Origin of the sequence: Cupriavidus sp. YAF13 (assembly GCF_052113425.1) — a bacterium.
Lineage (GTDB): Bacteria > Pseudomonadota > Gammaproteobacteria > Burkholderiales > Burkholderiaceae > Cupriavidus.
In genome coordinates this window covers 96,804-117,936 of record NZ_JBFRDD010000016.1, presented here as the reverse complement: position 1 = coordinate 117,936, position 21,133 = coordinate 96,804, and the positions used below count along the sequence as shown (strand labels likewise).

The 21,133-nt window shown below is 66.4% G+C and carries 21 protein-coding genes; 7 read left to right on the top strand and 14 right to left on the bottom strand.

Features of this window, described 5'->3' with window-relative positions:
* Positions 1-104: 104 nt before the first annotated feature.
* The 4 genes from AB4061_RS15565 to AB4061_RS15550 all read right to left on the bottom strand — a co-directional run bounded on the left by AB4061_RS15565 (position 105) and on the right by AB4061_RS15550 (position 3,932).
* On the bottom strand, positions 105-1,886 hold the full coding sequence (locus tag AB4061_RS15565; protein WP_441635216.1) for a flotillin family protein: 1,782 nt from the start codon (positions 1,884-1,886) through the stop codon (positions 105-107).
* A gap of 65 nt (positions 1,887-1,951) precedes the next feature.
* Entirely contained in the window at positions 1,952-2,611 is a 660-nt protein-coding gene (locus AB4061_RS15560) for an OB-fold-containig protein (RefSeq protein WP_441635214.1), read from the bottom strand.
* A 63-nt stretch (positions 2,612-2,674) separates the two neighbouring features.
* Positions 2,675-3,367 (bottom strand): PspA/IM30 family protein, encoded by a 693-nt coding sequence (locus AB4061_RS15555; RefSeq protein WP_441635212.1) that lies wholly within the window; start codon positions 3,365-3,367, stop codon positions 2,675-2,677.
* Between the two features lie 70 nt (positions 3,368-3,437).
* A complete protein-coding gene (locus AB4061_RS15550; protein WP_441635210.1) occupies positions 3,438-3,932 on the bottom strand; it encodes a hypothetical protein in 495 nt (164 codons plus the stop codon).
* A 481-nt stretch (positions 3,933-4,413) separates the two neighbouring features.
* On the opposite strand from AB4061_RS15550, the gene AB4061_RS15545 reads away from it, so the two are divergent.
* Positions 4,414-5,904: a DEAD/DEAH box helicase gene (locus AB4061_RS15545; RefSeq protein ID WP_441635208.1), complete on the top strand. Its 1,491-nt coding sequence runs from the start codon at positions 4,414-4,416 to the stop codon at positions 5,902-5,904.
* A 97-nt stretch (positions 5,905-6,001) separates the two neighbouring features.
* On the opposite strand, the gene gluQRS is transcribed toward AB4061_RS15545, so the two are convergent.
* Together gluQRS and AB4061_RS15535 are read right to left on the bottom strand one after the other, a co-directional pair.
* On the bottom strand, positions 6,002-6,934 hold the full coding sequence (gluQRS, locus tag AB4061_RS15540) for a tRNA glutamyl-Q(34) synthetase GluQRS (protein ID WP_441635206.1): 933 nt from the start codon (positions 6,932-6,934) through the stop codon (positions 6,002-6,004).
* 50 nt (positions 6,935-6,984) lie between these two features.
* Entirely contained in the window at positions 6,985-7,908 is a 924-nt protein-coding gene (locus AB4061_RS15535) for a LysR family transcriptional regulator (protein ID WP_043348213.1), read from the bottom strand.
* A gap of 150 nt (positions 7,909-8,058) precedes the next feature.
* Between AB4061_RS15535 and AB4061_RS15530 the strand changes: the two genes are divergently transcribed.
* Positions 8,059-8,757 (top strand): pirin family protein, encoded by a 699-nt coding sequence (locus AB4061_RS15530; RefSeq protein WP_441635203.1) that lies wholly within the window; start codon positions 8,059-8,061, stop codon positions 8,755-8,757.
* A gap of 164 nt (positions 8,758-8,921) precedes the next feature.
* A complete protein-coding gene (locus AB4061_RS15525; protein ID WP_441635201.1) occupies positions 8,922-9,914 on the top strand; it encodes a CobD/CbiB family protein in 993 nt (330 codons plus the stop codon).
* A 77-nt stretch (positions 9,915-9,991) separates the two neighbouring features.
* On the opposite strand, the gene AB4061_RS15520 is transcribed toward AB4061_RS15525, so the two are convergent.
* From AB4061_RS15520 to AB4061_RS15510, 3 genes are read right to left on the bottom strand one after another with little or no spacing between them, the layout of a single operon-like run.
* Positions 9,992-10,300, bottom strand: a complete 309-nt coding sequence (locus tag AB4061_RS15520) for a putative signal transducing protein (RefSeq protein WP_043348200.1) — start codon at positions 10,298-10,300, stop codon at positions 9,992-9,994.
* 54 nt (positions 10,301-10,354) lie between these two features.
* Entirely contained in the window at positions 10,355-11,383 is a 1,029-nt protein-coding gene (gene rsgA / locus AB4061_RS15515; protein WP_441635199.1) for a ribosome small subunit-dependent GTPase A, read from the bottom strand.
* A complete protein-coding gene (locus tag AB4061_RS15510) occupies positions 11,380-12,627 on the bottom strand; it encodes a M48 family metallopeptidase (protein ID WP_441635197.1) in 1,248 nt (415 codons plus the stop codon). Before AB4061_RS15510 ends, rsgA begins: the two co-directional genes overlap by 4 nt.
* Positions 12,628-12,822: 195 nt before the next feature.
* Between AB4061_RS15510 and orn the strand changes: the two genes are divergently transcribed.
* Both orn and AB4061_RS15500 read left to right on the top strand, forming a co-directional pair.
* Positions 12,823-13,479, top strand: a complete 657-nt coding sequence (gene orn / locus AB4061_RS15505; RefSeq protein ID WP_441635195.1) for an oligoribonuclease — start codon at positions 12,823-12,825, stop codon at positions 13,477-13,479.
* Between the two features lie 67 nt (positions 13,480-13,546).
* Positions 13,547-14,428, top strand: coding sequence for an AEC family transporter (locus tag AB4061_RS15500; RefSeq protein ID WP_441635193.1), 882 nt, complete (start codon positions 13,547-13,549; stop codon positions 14,426-14,428).
* 18 nt (positions 14,429-14,446) lie between these two features.
* Here AB4061_RS15500 and mog read toward each other — a convergent pair whose 3' ends face one another.
* Complete coding sequence (mog, locus tag AB4061_RS15495; RefSeq protein ID WP_441635191.1) at positions 14,447-15,100, bottom strand: molybdopterin adenylyltransferase; 654 nt, start codon at positions 15,098-15,100, stop codon at positions 14,447-14,449.
* 40 nt (positions 15,101-15,140) lie between these two features.
* Positions 15,141-15,758, bottom strand: a complete 618-nt coding sequence (yjgA, locus tag AB4061_RS15490) for a ribosome biogenesis factor YjgA (RefSeq protein WP_441635189.1) — start codon at positions 15,756-15,758, stop codon at positions 15,141-15,143.
* Positions 15,759-15,815: 57 nt separating this feature from the next.
* Here yjgA and pmbA point away from each other — a divergent pair, with 57 nt between their 5' ends.
* Entirely contained in the window at positions 15,816-17,186 is a 1,371-nt protein-coding gene (pmbA, locus tag AB4061_RS15485) for a metalloprotease PmbA (protein ID WP_441635187.1), read from the top strand.
* A 79-nt stretch (positions 17,187-17,265) separates the two neighbouring features.
* Here the strand turns inward: pmbA and AB4061_RS15480 are convergent, their stop codons facing one another.
* The 3 genes from AB4061_RS15480 to AB4061_RS15470 all read right to left on the bottom strand — a co-directional run bounded on the left by AB4061_RS15480 (position 17,266) and on the right by AB4061_RS15470 (position 19,457).
* Entirely contained in the window at positions 17,266-17,766 is a 501-nt protein-coding gene (locus AB4061_RS15480; RefSeq protein ID WP_441635185.1) for a dihydrofolate reductase, read from the bottom strand.
* Positions 17,763-18,557, bottom strand: coding sequence for a thymidylate synthase (locus AB4061_RS15475; RefSeq protein WP_441635183.1), 795 nt, complete (start codon positions 18,555-18,557; stop codon positions 17,763-17,765). The genes AB4061_RS15480 and AB4061_RS15475 overlap by 4 nt, the downstream gene beginning before the upstream one ends.
* A gap of 201 nt (positions 18,558-18,758) precedes the next feature.
* Positions 18,759-19,457, bottom strand: a complete 699-nt coding sequence (locus AB4061_RS15470) for a TerC family protein (RefSeq protein WP_441635181.1) — start codon at positions 19,455-19,457, stop codon at positions 18,759-18,761.
* Positions 19,458-20,010: 553 nt separating this feature from the next.
* Here AB4061_RS15470 and egtD point away from each other — a divergent pair.
* Positions 20,011-21,111, top strand: a complete 1,101-nt coding sequence (gene egtD / locus AB4061_RS15465; protein ID WP_441635179.1) for an L-histidine N(alpha)-methyltransferase — start codon at positions 20,011-20,013, stop codon at positions 21,109-21,111.
* Positions 21,112-21,133: the final 22 nt, after the last annotated feature.

The window sequence follows — 21,133 nt, the reverse complement described above, 5'->3', positions numbered from 1 at the left end:
TGGATGAAGCCGAAATGGAAAACGGGCCGCATGCAGTGAATGCATGCGGCCCGTTGTCTAGCCGGTCAGCCAGTCGGCCAGTCCGGCGGTCAGCCAGGTGGCCGTCAGTTGCTGGCGTTGCTTCCCGGCTCGACCTCCGGCGCGTTGACGGCATGGCTGGCGTGCTTCAGCGGCAAGACCTGCGCGTTGTCCGTGTGCGATGCCGCTTGCGCAGCCGCGAGGCTGGGGACCAGGCCCTGCAGCGAGCCGCCGGCCAAGCCCACTTCCTTGAGCAACGAATCGATCAGCGGCGCATGCGCGCGGTAGGACAGCGCGGCGGACATCGCCTGCTCGGCAAGATTGCCGTTGCCATTTCCATTTCCATTGCCGCCACCGTTGCCTGCGTCGCCGGTTGCCGCCGCGCCGCCGCGGTTGAGGCCGTCGACCTGGATGATCTTGATGCCGTCGATCGCCTTCATCGGCTCCACGCTCTGCTGGATCACGCCCGGCAGCGCCTGCAGCAGCGCCAGCTTGAACTTCAGGCTGGTCTGGTCCGACGACAGCGCGTTGATGGCGTCGTTGAGCGCGCGCTGCGCCTCGGCTTCGGCCAGGCCCTTCTTGCGCGCGGCCTCGGCCAGTTCAACGATGGCGGTGGCCTGCATCTGCGCAGCCTCGCGCTCGGCGCGTGCCTGCGTGGTGACGTGCACCGCCTGGGTCTCGGCCTCTTGCGCGGCCTCGATCAGGGCCACCTGCTTGGCGCGGTCGGCTTCCGCCGTGCGCCGTGTGGTCTCCACCATCTGCTCGGCCTTGACCGCTTCAGCCAGCGCCTCGTTGGCGCGCCCCTGCGCCTGCGATTGCGCTTCCGACTTGGCGGCGATCACGATGGCCTTTTCCTGCTCGGCGATTTCCGTCACCTTGGCCTGCTCGATGGCCGCCATCTGGGTGACGCGCTGCTGCTCGATTTCCTTGACCCGCACGTCGCGCTCGGCTTCCACCTTGCGCGTGCGCACGGCCTGCTCGCGCTGGATCTCGGACTCCTGCACCTGGCGCTCGGCGGTGATGCGGCTTTGCTCGGCCTCCTGCCTGCGCTCGGCCTCGTAGGACGCGATGCGCGCGTTCTGCTCGGCGGTGCGGGTCTTCACCTGCTGTTCCTGCTCGAGCTTCATGAACGATTCCTGCTGCTCGATCTCCAGCTTCTTGGCCAGTGCGTCGCGGTTCTTCTCACGCACGGAGACCTCGGTGTCCTGCTCGACTTCGTTGCGTTCCTTGCGGCGGCGCTCGGTCTCCTGCGTGAGCTTGGTCAGGCCCTCGGCATCGAAGGCGTTGTTGGGGTCGAAGAACTCCTTCGAGGTCTGGTTGAAGTTGGTGAGCGACACGCTCTCCAGTTCCAGCCCGTTCTTGGTCAGGTCTTCGGCCACGGTGTTCTGCACGCCCTGCACGAACTGCTCGCGCGCATCCTGCAGGTCCTGCATGCTCATCTGCGCCGCGGTGGAGCGCAGCGCGTCGACGAACTTGTCGTCCACCAGCGCGCGCAGGCTCTCCGGCGCCAGCGTGCGCTGGCCCAGCGTTTGCGCGGCGGTGGACACGCCTTCCACGGTGGGTTTGACGCGCACGAAGAACGCCACCACCACATCCACGCGCATGCGGTCCTTGGTGATCAGGCTGTCGCGTGAGGCGCGGCTGACCTCCAGCTTGAGCGTGTTCATGTTGATCGGGATGATTTCATGGAACACCGGCAGCACGATGGCGCCGCCGCTCATGATCACCTTTTGCCCACCCAGCCCGGTACGCACGAAGGCGCGCTCGGCCGATGCGCGCGTGTACAGGCGCGAGAAGATCAGGCCGATGATGCACAGGCCGAGTACGCCGGCCAGGCCGATGACACCCCAGAAGATGATGGAATCCATATTGGTTCTGATGCTCCCTTGGAACTTGGAAAAAATACCGCGGACGGCTTGCGCCCGCGCGTGGCCTACAGCAGGTCGGGCCGCGGGTTGGCGATGGCGCGATACAAGGTGCCGGAGGTGCGTGCGACGATCAGTACGGTTTCGCCGCGCGGAAAACGCTGGCCCGGCTCGTCCGGCTCGACGCGCAGGTAGTGGGCCTGGCCATATTCATCCACCAGGCGCGCTTGCGCCGGATTGCCGGCCGAGGCCTCGCCGAGCGTGACCTGGGCAACGCGCCCGACAAAGTCGAGCTCGGAGATGGCGGAGGATTCGTCCTGCGGAAAATAGCGTCCTACCAGGCTGCCGGTGGCGCGCACGAAGGGCAGGGCGCCCAGCGTGGCGAGCACCACCGCGAGCGGCACGGGCAGCAGGTGGCCGGCCACGGCGGCGATCACCCATTGGAGGATCAGGCCGACGATGGCGAAGCCCATCAGGAACAGCACCACCAGCATCAGCAGCGGCACGCGGCCCACGTGCAGCCAGCCGAGGAACTGGCCGATGGCGCCGGCATCGGCCGCGCTGGCGTCAGAATGGTCCAGCGCGAAATGCGTGACCAGGAAGCTGTCGGCCTGCTGCGACAGGGCGAGGCCAAGCAGCAGGGCCAGCGCCTCCAGCACGCCGATGACTACCATCAAGCCAATCGCCACCACGAACGGGGCATTGCCCGGCAATAACAGCTGATTCATTTCGGCGTTCTTATTGTGCTGAATCGGTCGGGAGCGGCGGAGCTGGTGTCTGGTGTGCGGCGCTCAGGAGCGCGCCGCGTCGCGTGCGGCCTTCAGGCGCTCAAGGCGTTCGTTGATGCGCTGTTCCTTGTGCAGTATCTCCAGCCGCTTGAGCAAGGAGGCATCGGCGCTGGAGCTGCCGACGCCGAGTCCGGCCACGCCCGTGGCGCTGGTCATGGCGCGGTTGAAGCCTTGCTCGAGCTGTTCGGCACGCACGCCGGCGCCGGCGCCCGGCGCGGCGCCAACGCTGGCGCCCGCGCGCTCGGCGGCAGCCCGCGCGGCCACCATGCCGGCCAGCGCCTGCTCCATCTCGGCGCGCTTGGCGCGCAGGCCAAGCAGATCGGCTTCGGCTGCCTCGGATTTTTCAACGGCTTCCTGCAGGCTGCCGTTGAGCGTGCCGAGCTGGTCCTCGAGGTCGATCTGGCGCTCGGTGCCCGCGCGCGCCGCGGCATCGTCACCGTGCTGGAGCGCCACCGCGACTTGTTCGTCGAGCCGCTCGATCTCGTTGTTGAGCCGCGCGATGGCCTTGGCGGCATGGTGCTTGGCCGCCTCGTGCTGGCCTAGCCCGACCCGCGCCTGGGCGATCACCTCGTCGAATTCGCGCAGGTACTGCTCCAGCACGGCTTGCGGCGCGCGCGCCTCCAGCGAGCTGACCAGCGCGTGCACATTGGCGGTCAGCAGTCGTTTCACACGGTTACCCAGGCCTTCTGTCGTCATGGTGTGTTTCCTCGGTGCATCGATAAGACGCCGCCGGGGCGGCGATGGCGCAACACAAAAAGTCGGAATTCTAGGTGGTCTGCCGAGCGCTCTGGATCAGTTTTGTCATTTCTAACACTTCGGGGATGTAGGCGTCCAGTACGGCGGGGTCGTAGGCCGGCGCGCGTTGGGTGACCCCCAGGCGCAACAGGCCCAGCAGCATGCGCATGGCACGGGCGGTGAGGCGCGCCTCAAGGTCGCGCGCTTGCGCAGGCGCCTGGTCCCCTGACGGCACGCCGGCAATCAGGCTGGCCATCAGCTCGGGCAACTGCATGGCCAGCAGCGGGACGATGGCCGAATGCTGCTGGTGATCGTGCTCCAGGGCCTGCGTGGCATCGAGCAGGGGGCGCACTTGCTCGCGCAGCAGCGAGACGCAGCCGAGATAGTCGCTTGAGCCATCGGCGCGCCGGCGCGCGTCGGCCAGCAGGGCGCGGATCTTGTCGCTGGGGCTGCTGGCGCCGGCCAGCTGGATGCCTGCCAGCCAGGCGAGGTCTTCTTCGGGGATTCGGACGGAGACGGTTTGCATCGGGATCGGCCTGCGGCCTGAAGTGGCTCACTGGCATCAAGCATAGGTCGCGCGTCATCGGTTGTATACGTTTGAAAACAAAAAATGGCAAATGAGATCCGGCGCACTTGCCGGATAACTTGCCGGATAAAGGCTGCGGCCAGGAGCCGAGGCTTGACGGCAACACGGCGGCAACACGGCGACCCCGCGCCCGGTGACATAAAGTTGAAATCCGCGACGCCGAAACTGGCGTAGCCGCCACACCCGCACTACCCTTAAATGGGCCGCTAATGCTACAATCTAAGTCTTTGATTTACATGAGCTATTGATCGCGCGGCGGAATTGCCCGCAGAGGCACGGACAGACGACGGCTTGCAATGGTGTGCGGCAGCACAGCGCGCCCCATGCGGCCGGCCCTTAAATCCATGCGCAGATCTCCCCCGCTCGGTTCAAGACGCGTGTCCGTTGGCGCCGGGTTCGCCTCCTGCAAGACACGGAAACCATGACGACTACGACCACTGACCAGACCACCCCCGAGATCACCTTCGACAGCTTCGGGCTAGATGCTCGCATCCAGCGCGCGCTGTCCGAGCAGGGCTACACCAAGCCCACTCCCATCCAGGAGCAGGCGATTCCCGTGGTGCTGCAGGGCAAGGACGTGATGGGCGCCGCCCAGACCGGCACCGGCAAGACCGCAGGCTTTGCGCTGCCGATCATCCAGCGCCTCTTGCCGCTGGCCAGCGCCAGCGCCTCGCCGGCCCGCCATCCGGTGCGCGCCCTGATGCTCACCCCCACCCGCGAACTGGCCGACCAGGTCTACGACAACGTGGCCCGCTACGCGCGCTTCACGGACCTGCGCAGCACGGTGGTGTTCGGCGGCGTGGACATGAACCCGCAGACCGAGGCCCTGCGCCGCGGCGTGGAAATCCTGGTGGCGACCCCGGGCCGGCTGCTCGATCACGTGCAGCAAAAATCGGTGAACCTGTCGCAGGTGCAGATGCTGGTGCTGGACGAGGCCGACCGCATGCTCGACATGGGCTTCCTGCCTGACCTGCAGCGCATCATCAACCTGCTGCCGGCACAGCGCCAGACGCTGCTGTTCTCGGCCACCTTCTCGAACGACATCAAGCGGCTGGCCGCCAGCTACCTGCACCAGCCGGTCACCATCGAAGTGGCGCGCAGCAACTCGGCCAACGAGAATGTGCGCCAGACCGTGTTCCAGGTCGAAGACGGCCACAAGCAGGCCGCCGTGGTGCACCTGCTGAAGACGCGCGCCGCCGAAGGCCTGTCGCGCCAGTGCATCGTCTTCGTCAACAGCAAGATCGGCTGCTCGCGCCTGGCGCGCCACCTGGAGCGCGAAGGCATCAACGCCGCCGCCATCCACGGCGACAAGACCCAGACCGAGCGCATGCAGACGCTGGATGGCTTCAAGCAAGGCAATATCGATGCGCTGGTCGCCACCGACGTGGCGGCGCGCGGCCTCGACATTCCCGACATGCCCTGCGTGATCAACTTCGACCTGCCGTTCAGCGCCGAAGACTACATCCACCGCATCGGCCGTACCGGCCGTGCCGGCGCCAGCGGCGATGCCCTGTCGATCTACGTGCCGGCCGATGAGCGCCTGCTGGTCGATATCGAGAAGCTGCTCAAGCGCAGCCTGCCGCGTACCGCGCTGGCCGGGTTCGACCCCACCGGCGCCGGCGCCCGCGCTGACGAGAACGACCGCCGCCGTGCCCGCACCGAAGTGCGCCGCCCGCGCGCCAATGGCGACGGCGAGGAGCCGCGTGCGCGCCGCAACGATCCGGCCAGCTCGCGCAACACGTTCCGCCCCGCCGACGATTCCTTCTTCTCGCGTCCTTACGAGCCGAGCGCCGCGGCGATTGCCGCGCAGCCCGACGTGACGGACAACAATGCCGCCGCCTTTGGCCGCGGCCGTCCGGCGCCCAAGCGGCAACTGGCGGCGCTGCTGGGCGGCGTGCCGCGCAAGTCCTGAGCGGCACGGCGCGACCCGTGGCGTAGCGAAACGCTGCCGCCGCAGCCAGCAAGAAAGGCGCCTTCGGGCGCCTTTCGTGTTTTGGGCCTCATGCCATTCAGGGGGGTGTCGTCGCTTCGCTGTGCGCCTGGGCGGGCAGGCGTTCCAGCATGGCCGCCCAGCCGGCCGTCGCATCGCTCAGCCAGCTTTCCACCGATTGCGCCGCGCTCGCCAGTCCCAGGTGCGCGCCGGCCGTGCGCAGCGCCGCCAGCGGATCGAGCTCGTCGATGGCCTGCGCGCCGCTTTGCTTGCTGAGCTTCTCGCCCAGCGCGTTGGTCACCACTGGCACGTGCAGGTACGACGGCGTGGGCAGCCCCAGCAGATGCTGCAGGTGGATCTGCCGCGGCGTGGAGTCGAGCAGGTCGGCGCCGCGCACGATATGCGTGACGCCCTGGTGGCCATCGTCGACCACGACCGCCAGCTGGTAAGCCCACAAGCCATCGGCGCGGCGCAGCACGAAGTCGCCGAGCTCGGTCGCAAGGTCCTGGCATTGCCGGCCTTGCCAGCGGTCGTCGAAGCAGATCAGCGCGGCGTTGCCGTCTGGCACCCGCACCCGCCAGGCGCGGGGCAGCTTGCCATGCAGGCCGTCGCGGCAGGTGCCGGGATATCCGAGCGTCTGGTGGCGCTCGCGCGCATGCAGCAGCGAGTCGGCGATTTCCTTGCGCGAGCATCCGCAGGGATAGGTCCGATGGTCGGCATCGAGCTTGCGCAGCGCCTCGGCGTACAGCGCTTCGCGCCGGCTCTGCCATTGCGGCGGCTCGTCCGGATGCAGGCCGAGGCGCGCCAGCGCCCGCAGGATCTGCTGGTCCGCGCCGCGCACGCAGCGCGGATAGTCGATGTCCTCGACGCGCACCAGCCAGATGCCAAGATGGGCGCGCGCGTCGAGCCAGCTGGCCAGCGCGGTGACCAGCGAGCCCATATGCAACGGGCCGGTGGGGGAGGGCGCAAAGCGGCCCCGGTAGCTGGGCGCCGGGCTAGGGCGGGTAGGCATGGCGAAAGCAGGTGTTAGGGCGGTGATGGGTCTGGCGCTTGGCCTGGTGCTTAGTCAGGCTGGCCCGGCTGCTGCTGGAGCAGGGCTTGCGCCAGGCGCGGGTCGTCCAGCTTGTTGGCCCACCATTGCAGCGCCTTGCCGCGCGTGCTGGTGCGCCAGGCTACCTTGAAGTTGCCGGGGGCACGCACCTCCAGGGTCTCGCGTGCCTGCAGCACGCCGCTTTCGATAAAGGGCTGTGCCATGGGCGCCGGCAGCCAGCCGCAGCCCAGGCCGCGGATCTGGGCTTCGAGCTTGTCGCGCATGGTGGGCACCACCAGCACGTCCTGCCCGGCGAGCACGCCATGGGTGCGGGCCGGCAGGTTGCGCGAGGTATCGCCCACGGCCACGATGCGGTGCTTGGCGATCTGCAGGGTGGTCAGCGGGCCGGGCTCGGTCGCCAGCGGATGATGCGCGGCTACCGCGAAGACAAAGGGCATGGAGCCCAGCGGGCGCACCTGGAAGCCCTGGGTGCTCGGCGCATCGTAGGCGCCGCCGATCACCAGGTCGGCGCGGCTGCTGACCAGCGCATCCCACGCGCCGCCCAGCACTTCCTTGGCAAAGCGCAGCCGGGTGGCATTGTTCTCGGCATAGAAGTCCTGGATGACCGGCAGCAGGGCGCGGAAGTTGATCAGGTCGTCGACCACGATGGTCAGGGTGGCTTCCCAGCCGGTGGCCAGCCGCTTGACGCGGCGGGCCAGGTCGTCGGCGGCGTGCAGCAGGTGGCGGCCTTCGTCCAGCAACGCGCGCCCGGCGGGCGTGAGCTCGGCGCGGTGGCGGCGCCGGTCGAACAGCAGCACGTCCAGGTCTTCCTCCAGCTTGCGCACCACATAGGTGAGCGCGGAGGGCACTTTGCCCATCTCGTGCGCGGCGGCGGCAAAGCTGCCCTTGCGCTCGATGGCGTCAAGAACTTCCAGGGATTCGAGTGAGAGTGCCATGTTCAGAATTTCTGAATGAATGCTTCTAAGATCGGTCCGCCAAATATACGCCTGCCACCCTAAACTGCCTAGTATCGAAACGTTACGCAAGGCCAGGACTAGGATTAACCCAGTTCCTGCGCCGATGTGGCCTGAAGGAGGGCCGTCAAAATGATTGAAATCAGAAAGGCGGGTGAACGTGGTTATGCCGATCATGGGTGGCTCAAGTCGTACCATACGTTTTCCTTCGCGGACTACTACGATCCCAAGCACGTCCAGTTCGGGCCRCTGCGCGTCATCAATGAAGACCGTGTAGCGCCGGGCATGGGGTTTGGCACCCATGGCCACCGCGACATGGAAATCATCAGCTATGTGCTGGAAGGCGAGCTGGCTCACAAGGACAGCATGGGCAACGGCAGCGTGATCCGCCCCGGCGACGTGCAGCGCATGAGCGCGGGCACCGGCGTGCGGCACTCGGAGTACAACCACGCCGCACACGACACCACGCACTTCCTGCAGATCTGGATCCTGCCGGAGAAGTCCAACCTTGAGCCCGGCTACGAGGAGAAGCACTTTGCGGCGGCCGACAAGCGCGGCCGGCTGCGCCTGGTGGGCAGCCGCGACGGCGCTGAGGGCTCGGTGGTGATCCATCAGGACATGCGCCTGTATGCCGGCTTGTTTGACGGCGACGAGTCCGCCACGCTGGCGCTGGCGCCCAAGCGCAAGGCCTATGTGCATGTGGCGCGTGGCCGCGTCACCGTCAATGGCAAGGCGCTGGAAGCGGGCGATGCCGCACAGCTCGAAGGTGCCGAGGCCGTGACCCTGGCGCACGGCGATGGTGCCGAAGTGCTGGTGTTTGACCTGCCCTGAGGCCTCGCTTCGGCAGCCCGCAGCCCGCCCGCTTTGCCGGCGGGCTGCGGTGCTTCGTCTGGGCAGGGTTGCCGTATGCTATCGTCTCGCTATAGATAAGATAAGCGATCAGCCCGGCACACGCGCCGCCTGATGCGCCCTGGCCATCGACACCCAGACCAGAGATGACATTTGTATCCGTTCTCCTCGCGCTGATCGCCGAGCAGTTCCGCGCCCTGGGCCGCAACAATCCGATCTACGACATCGTGCGCGTTCTTGCCGAGCGCGCCGAGCATGCCTTTGACACCGGGCGCCCGCGCGATACCGCGCTGGCCTGGTTCACGGTGGTGCTGCCGCTCACGCTGACCGCCATGGTGGTGCACTACCTGCTGGCCTCCATCAGCGTGGCGCTCACGCTGGCGTGGAATGTCCTGCTGCTCTACCTCACCTTGGGTTTCCGGCAGTTCAGCCACTTCTTCACCGATATCCACGAGGCCCTCAACCGCGATGACCTGCCGCGCGCCCGCGCGCTGCTGCACCAGTGGACCGGTCTCGAAACCATCGAAATGCCGGTCACGGAAATCGTGCGGCATACCCTGGAAGCTGCCATCGTGGCTGTGCACCGGCATGTGTTCGGGGTGTTCTTCTGGTTCCTGGTGCCGATCGGCCCGGGCGGCGTGGTCTTGTACCGCATTGCCGAGTACCTCGCGCGCCACTGGAATATCCCCTCCACGGACCGCAGCCCCGCGCTGGGCCGCTTTGCCGCGCGTGCTTTCTACCTGCTGGACTGGATTCCCTCGCGGCTGACCTCGGTCGGCTTTGCCATCGTCGGCAATTTCGAGGACGCGGTGTATGCGTGGCGCAACCATGCGCGCAAGTGGAACGATGCCGTCAACGGCATCCTGCTTGCCAGCGGCGGCGGCGCGCTTGGTGTGCGCCTGGGGGTGCCGCTGGCGGAAGAGAGTACTGCCGTGGTGCTGCGCACCAGCCTGGCCGGCCCGGCGGTGGACTATGCGCCGGGCATGGAAGACGATAGCGAGCCCGAGGCGGCCGCGCCGGAATTCGGGGTGGAACCCAACGTGCGTACGCTGCAATCGGCCATCGGCCTGGTGTGGCGTGCCGTCGTGCTGTGGATGCTGCTGCTGGCGATGTTGTCGTTGGCGCTCTGGGTGGGCTGAGCCAACCCCGCCGTACCTGCCGTACCCGCTGTACCCGTTGACCATCGACGCCCGCGCTTGCCGCGGGCGCTTTGCTTTCAGGGTTGCCGCGGCGCGCCGCATTGCCAGCACGAGCCGAACTGCGCATCGTGCCATTCCCCGCAGGACGCGCAGGCCCATCGCGGCCCCGGCGCCGGATTGGCGGCGGCGTGCAATACCTCCCAGGCCTCGGCCTCCCGTTCATCGTCGATCAGCCAGACCTGGGGCGCGCTCTCACGAAACGGGATGTCGCCCATCGCGCCAGCCAGCCAGGTATTGCGCAGGTCGGCACGGATGCCGGCGGCTTCCAGTACGTTCTGGCAGTGCGCGGCATGGACGAGGGAAGGGGTCGATAGCAGTAGTTTCATGGTGATCGGGTGCGCCACATGCCCGTTTGCCCGCAGGCGGCGCGCCCGATTACCTTACCACGGCTTTTGCTGGCGGGATTCGTGCAGCAGCTGCGTGTAGAGCTGGTGGCGCCGGCCGGAGATCTCGCCGGTCTTCATCGACGCCAGCACGCCGCAGCCGGGCTCGTTGATGTGGTGGCAATTGTAGAAGCGGCACTCGGTCAGGCGTGGGCGGAATTCAGGGAACGCGCGCTCCAGCATGCCTTCGCTCAGGTGGTGCAGGCCGAACTCCTGGAAACCCGGCGAATCGATCAGGCAGCCACGCTGGCGCGCTTGAGGATCTGCGCCATCCACGCTATCCACGCCATCGGCCCCGCCATCCACGCTGGCGGGCAGGTGGTAGAGGCGGGTGAAGGTGGTGGTGTGCTTGCCCGAATCCAGCTTGGCGGAGATTTCCCGCGTTTGCGCTTCCACGCCCGGGATCAGCAGGTTCAGCAGCGAGGACTTGCCCATGCCCGACTGGCCGATCAGGATGCTGGCGCGGTGCGCCAGCTGCGGGCGCAACTGCGCCAGCGTGTCTTCCGGCGATCCGTGAACCGACAGGAACAGCGTCTCGTAGCCCAGCCCGCGGTACAGCTCGAGGCGGCCGCGCGCTTCTTCCAGCCGCTCGGTCAGGTCGATCTTGTTGAGGATGATCAGCGGGCGGATGCCCAGTGCTTCGGCAGACACCAGCGCGCGGCCCAGCAGGTCTTCCGAGAAGCCCGGCTCGGTCGCCAGCACGATCACTACCTGGTCGATGTTGGCGGCCAGCAGCTTGGACTTGAACTGGTCCGAGCGATGCAGCAGGTTCTTGCGCGGCTTGAAGCCGGTGATCACGCACTGGTCGGACGCGGCGCGCTCGATGGTGACACGGTCGCCCACCGCGCATTCGCTGYGCTTGCCGCGCGGGAAGCCGTGCAGGCGGCTGCCGTCGTCCAGCTCGATCACATAGTGGCGGCCGTGCGCGGCGACGATCAGCGCCTCCTCGGCGGCGGCGCCATTGGCATTGGCTTTGGCAGGGCTTGGGGCGCGCTGCGGGCCTCCCCGGCTGGCGGCGCGGCTCATGCGTGCGCCAGCAGGCGGTCGATCCGCTGTGCTGCCGGTGGGTGCGAGTAGTAGAAGGCGCTGTAGATCGGGTCGGGGGTCAAGGTAGAGGCATTGTCCTTGTAAAGCTTGACGAGGGCCGAGACCAGGTGGCCGGCATCGGTCTGGCCGGCCGCAAAGGCATCCGCCTCGAATTCATGGCGGCGCGAGGTCTGGCTGGCCAGGGGGCCGAGCAGGAAGGTGAATACCGGCAAGGTCAGGAAGAACAGCACGAGGGCAAGGGCGTGATTGGTGGTGCCAAGGTTGGGCAGCACGCCCAGCCCGGTGTAGAACCACGTGCGGCTGGAAAGCCAGCCCAGCGCGGCGAGGAAGAGCAGGCTCAGCGCGAAGCTGACCAGCATGCCCTTCAGGATGTGGCGCCGCTTGAAGTGGCCAAGCTCATGCGCCAGTACCGCTTCGATCTCGTCATCGGCAAGGCGCTCCATCAGCGTGTCGAAGAAAACGATGCGCTTGGCCGCGCCGAAGCCGGTGAAGTAGGCATTGCCGTGCGCGCTGCGCTTGCTGCCGTCCATCACGAACAGGCCGCGGCTGCGAAAGCCGCATCGCTGCAGCAGGCGCGTGATGCGGGCTTCCAGCGAGGCATTGGCCAGCGGCTCGAAGCGGTTGAACAGCGGCATGATCACCGTCGGGGCAATCATCTGCACAAAGATCGTGAAGGCGATCCACGTCAGCCACGTCCAGGCCCACCAGTACTCGCCCATATGGGCCATGAGCCACAGCACGGCGAGCAGCAAGGGCAGGCCGAGCGCGCAGCCAACGGCGGTCATCTTGAGCATGTCGGCCAGGTAGAGCTTCCAGCTCATGCGGTTGAAGCCAAAGCGCTGCTCGATGCCGAACTGCCCATAGAGGGAGAAGGGCAGGTCGACCAGGCCGCCGATCACGGCCACGCTGGCGATCAGCGCCACGCTGTAGGCGTAGCCCGGGCCGAAGGTGTCGATCCAGAACTGGTTGATCCACTGCAGCCCGCCCAGCATGGTCAGCACGATCAGCAGCGCGGCGCCAGCCAGCACTTCCAGCATCGACAGCCGGGTGCGGGCGATGGTGTAGTCGGCCGCCTTCTGGTGGGAGGACAGCGTGATGGTGTCGGCAAAGCGGGCAGGCACCGCATGACGGTGTTGCGCCACATGGCGCACCTGGCGGGCCGCCAGCCAGAGCTTGGTCAGCACCATCAGCATCAGGGCGGCTAGGAACAGAAACGTGAACATCGGGCAGGGCCTTGTCGTGTGAAGCCTTGGCGTACGCGGTGGCGGCCGGGCCGCCGAAGCGGGTTTCCGAACGCGTTGGAACCGGCTGCGGCGGCGGATATGCGAGAATTATAAGTTGTTCGTGCCTGCTGCCCCTTGTTCCTGATCCGGGGAGCGGGCGCGCCCTCTTTTGCTTCCCTTTCGATTGCAGTCCAGATGACCAGCCAAAATACCCACGTCCCCAGCGGCGTCAAATCCGTCAAGAGCGAAAACAACCTGATCTGGCTGGACATGGAGATGACCGGCCTGATGCCCGACACGGACCGCATCATCGAGATCGCCATTGTCGTGACGGACTCCGAGCTCAACATCTTGGCCGAAGGCCCGGTGCTGGTGATCCATCAGGAAGACGCCGTGCTCGATGGTATGGACAACTGGAACAAGGGCACCCATGGCCGTTCGGGCCTGATCGACAAGGTCAAGGCCTCGACCCTGACCGAAGCGCAGGCCGAGGTCGAACTGCTGGCCTTCCTCAAGCGCTGGGTGCCGGCCGGCAAGTCGCCCATGTGCGGCAACTCGATCTGCCAGGACCGCCGCTTCATGGCGCGCTACATGCCCAAGCTGGAGGCCTTCTTCCACTATCGCAACCTCGACGTCTCCACGCTCAAGGAATTGTGCAAGCGCTGGGAGCCGGCCATCCACAAGGGCTTCATCAAGCGCCAGCTGCACACCGCGCTGGCCGATATCCTGGAGTCCGTGGAAGAGCTTCGCTACTACCGCACCCACTTCATCCGCCAGTCGGCACCGGCGGCAGCGCCCGCAACCGCGGCCGCAACCGAGGCGAGCGCAGCGCCGGATACCCCGGCCGCCTGATTTTTTCTCCTCCCATGTCACTGCCAAGGCGCCCTGCGGGGCGCTTTGGCTTAACGGCAGCCCGCCCATGCTTGCGCGTATCGTCTCGATCATCACGCCGGTCATCCTGATCATCCTGGTCGGCTGGCTCTACGGGCGCCGCGCGCATCCCGACATGTCCGGGATCAACCGCGCCACGCTCGATGTGATCGCGCCGCTGCTGGTGGTGTCGGCTTTTGTCAGCAAGGAATTCGTGCTGGCCGACCAGCTTGTGCTGCTGGGTTGCGCGGTTGCCGTGGTGCTGGGCTCGGGGTTGCTGGCGTGGCTTGGCGCGAGGCTGCTGGGGGCGGATCCGCGCACCTTCGTGCCGCCGATGATGTTCAACAACTGCGGCAACATGGGCTTGCCGCTATCGGTGTTCGCGTTCGGGCCGCTCGGGCTGGCGCCCGCGGTGGCGCTGTTCGCCGCGTCCAACCTGATGCACTTCACCATCGGCATGAAGATCGTCAACCGGCACGCGTCGATCACGCAGATCGCGCGCAACCCGATGGTGCTGGCAACGGTGGCGGGGGTGGGGTTGTCGCTGGCGCGGCCGTGGTTCTCGCTGCCGGAGCCGGTGTTCCAGTCGATCAAGCTGCTGGGCGACGCCACCGTGCCCTTGATGCTGTTCGCGCTCGGCGTGCGCATGAAGGATGTGAGCCTGCGCAACTGGGGCATGGGCGCGATCGGTGCCGTGGCCTGTCCGCTGACCGGCATCGCCTGCGCCTTGCTGCTGGCACAGATGGTGCCGCTGACCCAGCTCCAGCGCGGGCTGCTGTTCGTGTTCGCCTCGCTGCCGCCGGCCGTGCTCAACTTCCTGGTGGCCGATCATTTCCGGCAGGAGCCGGACCAGGTGGCGTCGATCGTGCTGCTGGGCAATGTGGCTGCCGTGGTGTTCGTGCCGGTGGGGCTGTATCTGGGGCTGCGATAGCGTTGCTGCCCCGGAGGTTCACGCGGCGGGTTTGGCGCGGATCGCGTGCTTGGGGCGCCACACCTTGGCCACGGCTTCGTCCGTGTCGATGTAAGGCCCGCCGATCAGGTCGACGCAGTAGGGCACGGCGGCAAAGATGCCCTGCACGATGGATTTGCCGTCCTCGCCACGCAGGCCTTCCAAGGTTTCACGGATGGCGCGCGGCTGGCCCGGCAGGTTGATGATGAGGGCGGCGCGGCTGGCGGTTTCGCGAATTACCGCCACCTGCCGCGACAGGATGGCCGTGGGCACGAAGTGCAGGCTGACCTGGCGCATCTGCTCGCCAAAGCCAGGCATTTCCTTGGTGCCTACCGCCAGCGTGGCCTCGGGGGTGACGTCGCGGCGGGCCGGGCCGGTGCCGCCGGTGGTCAGCACCAGATCGCAGCCAGCCACATCGACCAGCTCGATCAGCGTGCGCGAGATCAGCGCCTGCTCGTCAGGGATGAGGCGCTCCACGGCCTGCCAGGGCGAGGTCAGGGCGCGCCCGAACCAGTCGCGCAGCGCCGGGATGCCCTCGTCCTGATAGGTGCCGGTTGAGGCACGGTCGGAGATCGAGACAAAGCCAACCAGCAGTTCGTCCGGGTGCCTGCGGGCAACGGGATGGACCAGCGCGGGCGTTGTGGTTTGCGTCATCTTGTCCCCATTTCCTTGGTTGCTGCGTTTGGGTTGCTGGTTATTCGCCGGCTTCCGGCTCGGGTTCCTGCTCGCCGGCGGCTGCGGCCAGCTTGCTTTCCAGCGCCGTCTTGATGGCCTGGAACAGCTCGCGGAAGTAGCGCGGCGGCTTGTTCATCTCGTGCTCTTTGCGCGCGTTGCGGATGATGTTGCGCAGCGTCTGGACATCGCTGGCCGGGTGCTCGGCCAGGAACTTCGTCAGCGCCGCGTCGTCCGCCAGCAGCAGCTCGCGCCAGCGCTCGACCAGGTGCAGCTTAGCCGTCTCGGCCTTGCTGGTGCCCTTGAAGCCTTCCAGCACGCGCTGGATGGCGGCCACTTCGTTATCGTCCAGCCTGCGCATGACCTTGCCGACATACTGCATCTGGCGGCGCTTGCCTTCGTGGTTGGTGATGCGCCGCGCGTCGCGGATGGCGTCGGCCAGCGCTTCGGGCATGGGCACGCGCGCCAGGCGGTCCTTGGGCAGGGCTTCGAGTTCCACGCCCAGGTCTTGCAGGGCGAGCATATCGCGCTTTTTCTGCGACTTGCTCTTGAGCATGTCGTCGTCGTCGGCCGGTTCAGGGGAGAACGGGTCGGGGAAGCCGGAGGCGTTCCGGGGGGAGGGGCGGGTGTTTCGCGTCATGGTTGGCATTTTATCTTGCTATGATTCTTGTTTGGACTTTTGATGACCGCGCCCACAATGGATCAATCCGCAGACCAGACCACCCACTTCACTTATACCCAGGCCCAGCTCAGCGAGATGGCCGCCGATGTGCTGCGGGTGGCACGCGAGCTGGGCGCCACCGACGCGGCTACCGAGATCTCCGAGGGCAGCGGCCTGTCGGTGTCGGTGCGCAAGGGCCAGGTGGAAACCATCGAGCAAAACCGCGACAAGGTAGTGGGCGTCACGGTCATGATCGGCCAGCGGCGCGGCAACGCCAGCACCTCGGATTTCTCGCCGGCGGCCCTGCGCGCCACGGCCGAGGCGGCTTACAACATCGCCCGCTTCACCGCGGAAGACGATTGCGCCGGCCTGGCGGAAGAGGCGCTGCTCGAGCGCAACCCGCAGGACCTCAACCTGTTCCACCCCTGGAATATCGACGCTGAGCAAGCCATCGAGATCGCGCGGCGCTCCGAGGCGGCCGCCTTCGCGGTCTCGCCGCGCATTCGCAACAGCGACGGCGCCAGCGTCTCGGCCCAGCATTCGCAGTTCGTGCTGGCCACTTCGCGCGGCTTCACGGGCGGCTACCCGTATTCCCGCCACTTTATTTCCTGCGCGCCGATCGCCGGCACCGGCAGCGGCATGCAGCGCGACGACTGGTACTCGTCCAAGCGCGCGCCCGGCGCGCTGGCCGCGCCCGAGGACATCGGCCGCTATGCCGCCGAGCGCTCGCTGGCCCGCCTGAATGCGCGCCAGTTGTCGACGCGCCGCTGCCCGGTGCTGTTCGAGGCACCTCTGGCTGCCGGTCTGCTCGGCGCCTTCGTGCAGGCCGTGTCCGGCGGCGCGCTGTACCGCAAGTCGACCTTCCTCTACGACACACTGGGCAAGGCGGTGTTTGCGCCGCATATCCATATCCACGAGCAGCCCCATCTGCCGGGCGCCATGGGCAGCGCGCCCTTCGACGAAGAAGGCGTGAAGACCCACGCGCGCGATGTGGTGCGCGGCGGCGTGGTGGAAGGCTATTTCCTCTCCACGTACTCGGCGCGCAAGCTGGGCATGAAGACCACCGGCAATGCCGGCGGCTCGCACAACTTGACGCTCTCCAGCAAGCTGACCACGCCGGAAGATGACTTCGCCGGCATGCTGCGCAAGCTGGGCACCGGCCTGCTGGTGACCGAACTGATGGGGCAGGGCGTGAACTACGTGACGGGCGATTACTCGCGCGGCGCGTCGGGCTATTGGGTCGAGAACGGCGTGATCCAGTACCCGGTGGAAGAGATCACCATCGCCGGCAACATGAAGGAGATGTTCCAGCAGATCGTGGCCATTGGCGCCGATGCGCTGGTGCGCGGCACCAAGGAAACCGGCTCGGTCCTGATCGAGCAGATGACCATTGCCGGCGGCAACTAAAACGACAGCGGCGGCCTGAAGACAGGCCGCCGCGCGTAGAACGTCAGCGTCGCTTTAAACCTGGCGTTTGAGGCGACCGCTATTCCTCGCCCGAGGGCGGGCGTTCGTACGTCACGAACGCGTAGTCGAAACCGTTCGCCTCCGAATGATGCCGCTCGCGCTGCGTCGCGACCCACTGCTGCGGGTCGATGGCCGGAAACACCGCGTCGCCTTCCACATCCGCATCGATTTCCGTCACCACCAGCCGGTCAGCGCAGGGCAGGGCCTCGGCATACAGCTGCGCGCCGCCGATCAGGAAGATCTGTTCAGCACCCACGCATAGCCGCTGCGCGTCTTCGAGCGAGTTCGCCACGTCGCAGCCTTCGATGCGCAGGTCGCGGTTGCGGCTCACCACGATATTGCGCCGGCCTGGCAGCGGCCGGCCGATCGACTCCCACGTCTTGCGGCCCATCACGATGGGCGCGCCCATGGTGGTGCGCTTGAAGTGCGCCAGGTCCTCGGGCAGGCGCCAGGGCAGGGTGTTGTCGCGGCCGATCACGCCGTTGCGGGCTTTCGCCACGATCAGGGTCAGCAGCGTCATACGGCCACCGGTGCCTTGATGGCCGGATGCGATTCGTAGCCCACCAGTTCGAAGTCCTCGTACTTGTAGTCGAAGATGCTGTCCGGCTTGCGCAGGATCTTCAGCTGCGGCAACGCCATCGGCGCGCGCGCGAGCTGGGTTGCCACCTGCTCGGCATGGTTGCTGTAGATGTGGCAGTCGCCGCCGGTCCAGATGAAGTCGCCCACCTCCAGCCCGGTCTGCTGCGCGATCATGTGCGTCAGCAGCGCATAGCTGGCGATATTGAACGGCACGCCCAGGAAGATATCGGCGCTGCGCTGGTACAGCTGGCACGACAGGCGGCCGTCGGCCACGTAGAACTGGAAGAAAGCATGGCAGGGCGGCAGCTTCATCTGCGCGATCTCGCCTACGTTCCAGGCCGATACGATCAGCCGGCGCGAATCGGGATTGCTGCGGATCTGCGCCATCAGCTCGGTGATCTGGTCGATGTGGCGGCCGTCCGGCGTGGGCCACGCGCGCCACTGCGAGCCATAGACCGGCCCGAGCTCGCCGTTTGCGTCGGCCCATTCGTCCCAGATGCTGACGCCGTTGTCCTTCAGGTACTGGATGTTGGTCGAGCCCTTCAGGAACCACAGCAGTTCGTGAATGATCGACTTCATGTGCAGCTTCTTGGTGGTCACCACCGGGAAGCCTTCGCGCAGGTCGAAGCGCATCTGGTAGCCAAACACCGAGCGCGTGCCGGTGCCGGTGCGGTCGGCCTTTTCGGTGCCATGCTCTTGCACATGGCGCATGAAGTCGAGGTACTGTTTCATCGGCGCGGGTGTTGGGGAAAAGTGACGCGACAGCGGCGTGCGCGTATGGCGGCAATCTGCTAACCGAATAGCAAATAACCGGATAGCAAATTGCTAAATGTTTAGCATTTTATCGCAAAGCAAAACGGGCCGCCTTTCGGCGACCCGTGGCGACCCGTTTTCAGGATCCAGCTAGCTCGGCGGCGCTGGCGCCGCCGCGCATTACTGCGCGGCCGTAGCCGGAGCCCGGCGTTTTTGCACCAGGTAGCCAGCGCCCAGCACGCCGCCAACGACAACCACGAACAAGCCGTAGTAAGCCAGTGCGTTGCTGTTGAAGAAATCCTTCACCAGCGGCTCGCTGACGATCATCTTGACTGCGGTGAAGGCTAGCACGCCGGCACCGACGAAGATGACCGAGGGGAAGCGCGACATCAGCTTGAGCACCAGGCTCGAGCCCCACACCACGATGGGGATGCTGATGAGCAGGCCCAGCACCACCAGCAGGAAGCTGCCGTGCGCCGCGCCGGCCACTGCCAGCACGTTGTCCACGCCCATCACCGCATCGGCGATGATGATCGTCTTCATCGCGCCCACCAGGGTGGTTGCGCCCGCGCCATGTTCGTCGCCATTGCCGTCATCGGACAGCAGCTTGTAGGCAATCCACACCAGGGCCGCGCCGCCGATCAGCAGCAGGCCAGGGATCTTGAGCAGCCACACCACGCCGACCGTCATGGCCGAACGGACCACGACCGCGCCGACAGTTCCCCAGATGATGGCTTTCTTCTGCAGGTGGGGCGGCAGGTTGCGCGCCGCCAGGGCGATCACGATCGCATTGTCGCCGGCCAGCACAAGGTCAATGACGACGATGGATAGCAGTGCCGTCAGGAACTGCATCGTGAACAAATCGGTAAACCATTCCATGAAATCTCCTCGAACAACGAATAGCTAAGAGCCGTGCGTACGCACCGGTTTGGCCTGGAGACATGATGTGTGGGGGGCTTGGGAGGCGCCTTTGCAAACCATGAAACCAGGTTGCAAAGGTCTTGCTCGACCGCCGATGGTACTTGGCGCGGTCAGCACAACCGGAGACTGTCAGTCCCGGAATGACGATTGTGCTAAGGGCATGGCCCCGGAGCTACTCCCCTTTGAGGGGCGATCCAATCCGGGCGAGCCCGAAGCAGATACGCTGAGGCGGATTATAAACGATGCCGCGTATTTTATGTGGTGGCGTTGTGGTGGCATTGCGGCGGCAAACTGTTGTTGAATAAGGCGCACTTTCTGGTTTCCACTGCACAGAGGATTTTGTGCAATGCGGTAAGCACACTCCGCGCTCGCCAGCTATCCTGAAAAGACTTGCATCGCTGATGCGCCCCAGACGTCACCGGAGGCGAATCCCTTGCAACTCCCGCGCATGCCGTGACGTGCGGGCCTCTGGGGGTTTTATGCAGTGCCCATCGACCATCAAGGAAACGTCATGCCGGCAGTCCCGACCCCGCTGAATCCGCTGAACGCACGCCTCAAGCACACGCAAGCCAATCACAACGGCACCTCCGCCCTGAAACCCAACGGCTCTCCCGCCAGCAGCGTCGTCGTCGGCAACGGCCATGCACAGCCGAACCCGGTGCCGCGGCTGGATTTCATCCAGCAGTACCACGAAGACAGCGGCGCGCTACGCGGCGAGATCACGCGCGGCCTGCTGGCCGGCGCCGCCAGCATCAGCCCCAAGTTCTTCTACGACGTGCTCGGCTCGCGCCTGTTCGAGGCCATCACCGATCTGCCCGAGTACTACCCCACGCGCACCGAGGCCGCGGTCTTTTCGGCATTTGCTCCCGCGATGGCCGCACGCGCCGGCAGCGGCTGCGTGCTGATCGACCTTGGCGCGGGTAACTGCCAGAAGGCGGCCCGGCTCTTCGGCAGCCTGCAGCCGGCGCAATACGTGGCGCTCGACATCTCGGTGGAGTTCCTGCGCGGCACGCTGTTCTGCCTGCAGCAGCAGCATCCGCAGATTCCCATGCTTGGCCTGGGCGCCGACCTGTGCGTGCCGCTCGATCTGCCGCCCGAGGTCAGGCACGGGCGCCGTCTGTTCTTTTATCCAGGATCCAGTATCGGCAATTTCGCACCCGCGCAGGCGCAGGCCTTGCTGCAGCGGCTGCGGGCCGCGGCGGGCAAGGGGGATGGCGTGCTGATCGGTGTGGACCTGCTCAAGGACGAGCAGGCGCTGGTGGCTGCCTATGATGACCCGCTGGGCGTGACCGCCGCCTTCAATCGCAATGTGCTGCGCAACCTGAACCGCATCGTGGGCAGCGACTTCCAGCTTGAGGACTGGCGCCATGTGGCCAGCTTCGACCGCGTGGGGTCGCGCATCCAGATGCACCTGCAAGCTGAGCGCGAGGTCACCGTGCGCTGGGCGGAGGGTAGCCGCGGCTTCCGCGCGGGCGAGCAAATTCATACGGAGGATTCGTATAAATACCGCCCGGACGACTTCGCTGCCTTGCTCGAGGCCGCGGGCTTCGGCGATCCGGTCTGGTGGAGCGATCCGCGCGGATGGTTCGCGGTGTTCCACGCCCGGGTCTGAAGCCTGAAGCCTGAAGCCTGAA

What these genes read in the sequence shown, in the direction of transcription:
- AB4061_RS15565 (WP_441635216.1), bottom strand. Translation starts at nt 1,886, where the DNA reads ATGGATTCCATCATCTTCTGGGGTGTCATCGGCCTGGCCGGCGTACTC.
- AB4061_RS15560 (WP_441635214.1), bottom strand. Translation starts at nt 2,611, where the DNA reads ATGAATCAGCTGTTATTGCCGGGCAATGCCCCGTTCGTGGTGGCGATT.
- AB4061_RS15555 (WP_441635212.1), bottom strand. Translation starts at nt 3,367, where the DNA reads ATGACGACAGAAGGCCTGGGTAACCGTGTGAAACGACTGCTGACCGCC.
- AB4061_RS15550 (WP_441635210.1), bottom strand. Translation starts at nt 3,932, where the DNA reads ATGCAAACCGTCTCCGTCCGAATCCCCGAAGAAGACCTCGCCTGGCTG.
- AB4061_RS15545 (WP_441635208.1), top strand. Translation starts at nt 4,414, where the DNA reads ATGACGACTACGACCACTGACCAGACCACCCCCGAGATCACCTTCGAC.
- gluQRS (WP_441635206.1), bottom strand. Translation starts at nt 6,934, where the DNA reads ATGCCTACCCGCCCTAGCCCGGCGCCCAGCTACCGGGGCCGCTTTGCG.
- AB4061_RS15535 (WP_043348213.1), bottom strand. Translation starts at nt 7,908, where the DNA reads ATGGCACTCTCACTCGAATCCCTGGAAGTTCTTGACGCCATCGAGCGC.
- AB4061_RS15525 (WP_441635201.1), top strand. Translation starts at nt 8,922, where the DNA reads ATGACATTTGTATCCGTTCTCCTCGCGCTGATCGCCGAGCAGTTCCGC.
- AB4061_RS15520 (WP_043348200.1), bottom strand. Translation starts at nt 10,300, where the DNA reads ATGAAACTACTGCTATCGACCCCTTCCCTCGTCCATGCCGCGCACTGC.
- AB4061_RS15510 (WP_441635197.1), bottom strand. Translation starts at nt 12,627, where the DNA reads ATGTTCACGTTTCTGTTCCTAGCCGCCCTGATGCTGATGGTGCTGACC.
- orn (WP_441635195.1), top strand. Translation starts at nt 12,823, where the DNA reads ATGACCAGCCAAAATACCCACGTCCCCAGCGGCGTCAAATCCGTCAAG.
- AB4061_RS15500 (WP_441635193.1), top strand. Translation starts at nt 13,547, where the DNA reads ATGCTTGCGCGTATCGTCTCGATCATCACGCCGGTCATCCTGATCATC.
- mog (WP_441635191.1), bottom strand. Translation starts at nt 15,100, where the DNA reads ATGACGCAAACCACAACGCCCGCGCTGGTCCATCCCGTTGCCCGCAGG.
- yjgA (WP_441635189.1), bottom strand. Translation starts at nt 15,758, where the DNA reads ATGACGCGAAACACCCGCCCCTCCCCCCGGAACGCCTCCGGCTTCCCC.
- pmbA (WP_441635187.1), top strand. Translation starts at nt 15,816, where the DNA reads ATGGATCAATCCGCAGACCAGACCACCCACTTCACTTATACCCAGGCC.
- AB4061_RS15480 (WP_441635185.1), bottom strand. Translation starts at nt 17,766, where the DNA reads ATGACGCTGCTGACCCTGATCGTGGCGAAAGCCCGCAACGGCGTGATC.
- AB4061_RS15475 (WP_441635183.1), bottom strand. Translation starts at nt 18,557, where the DNA reads ATGAAACAGTACCTCGACTTCATGCGCCATGTGCAAGAGCATGGCACC.
- AB4061_RS15470 (WP_441635181.1), bottom strand. Translation starts at nt 19,457, where the DNA reads ATGGAATGGTTTACCGATTTGTTCACGATGCAGTTCCTGACGGCACTG.
- egtD (WP_441635179.1), top strand. Translation starts at nt 20,011, where the DNA reads ATGCCGGCAGTCCCGACCCCGCTGAATCCGCTGAACGCACGCCTCAAG.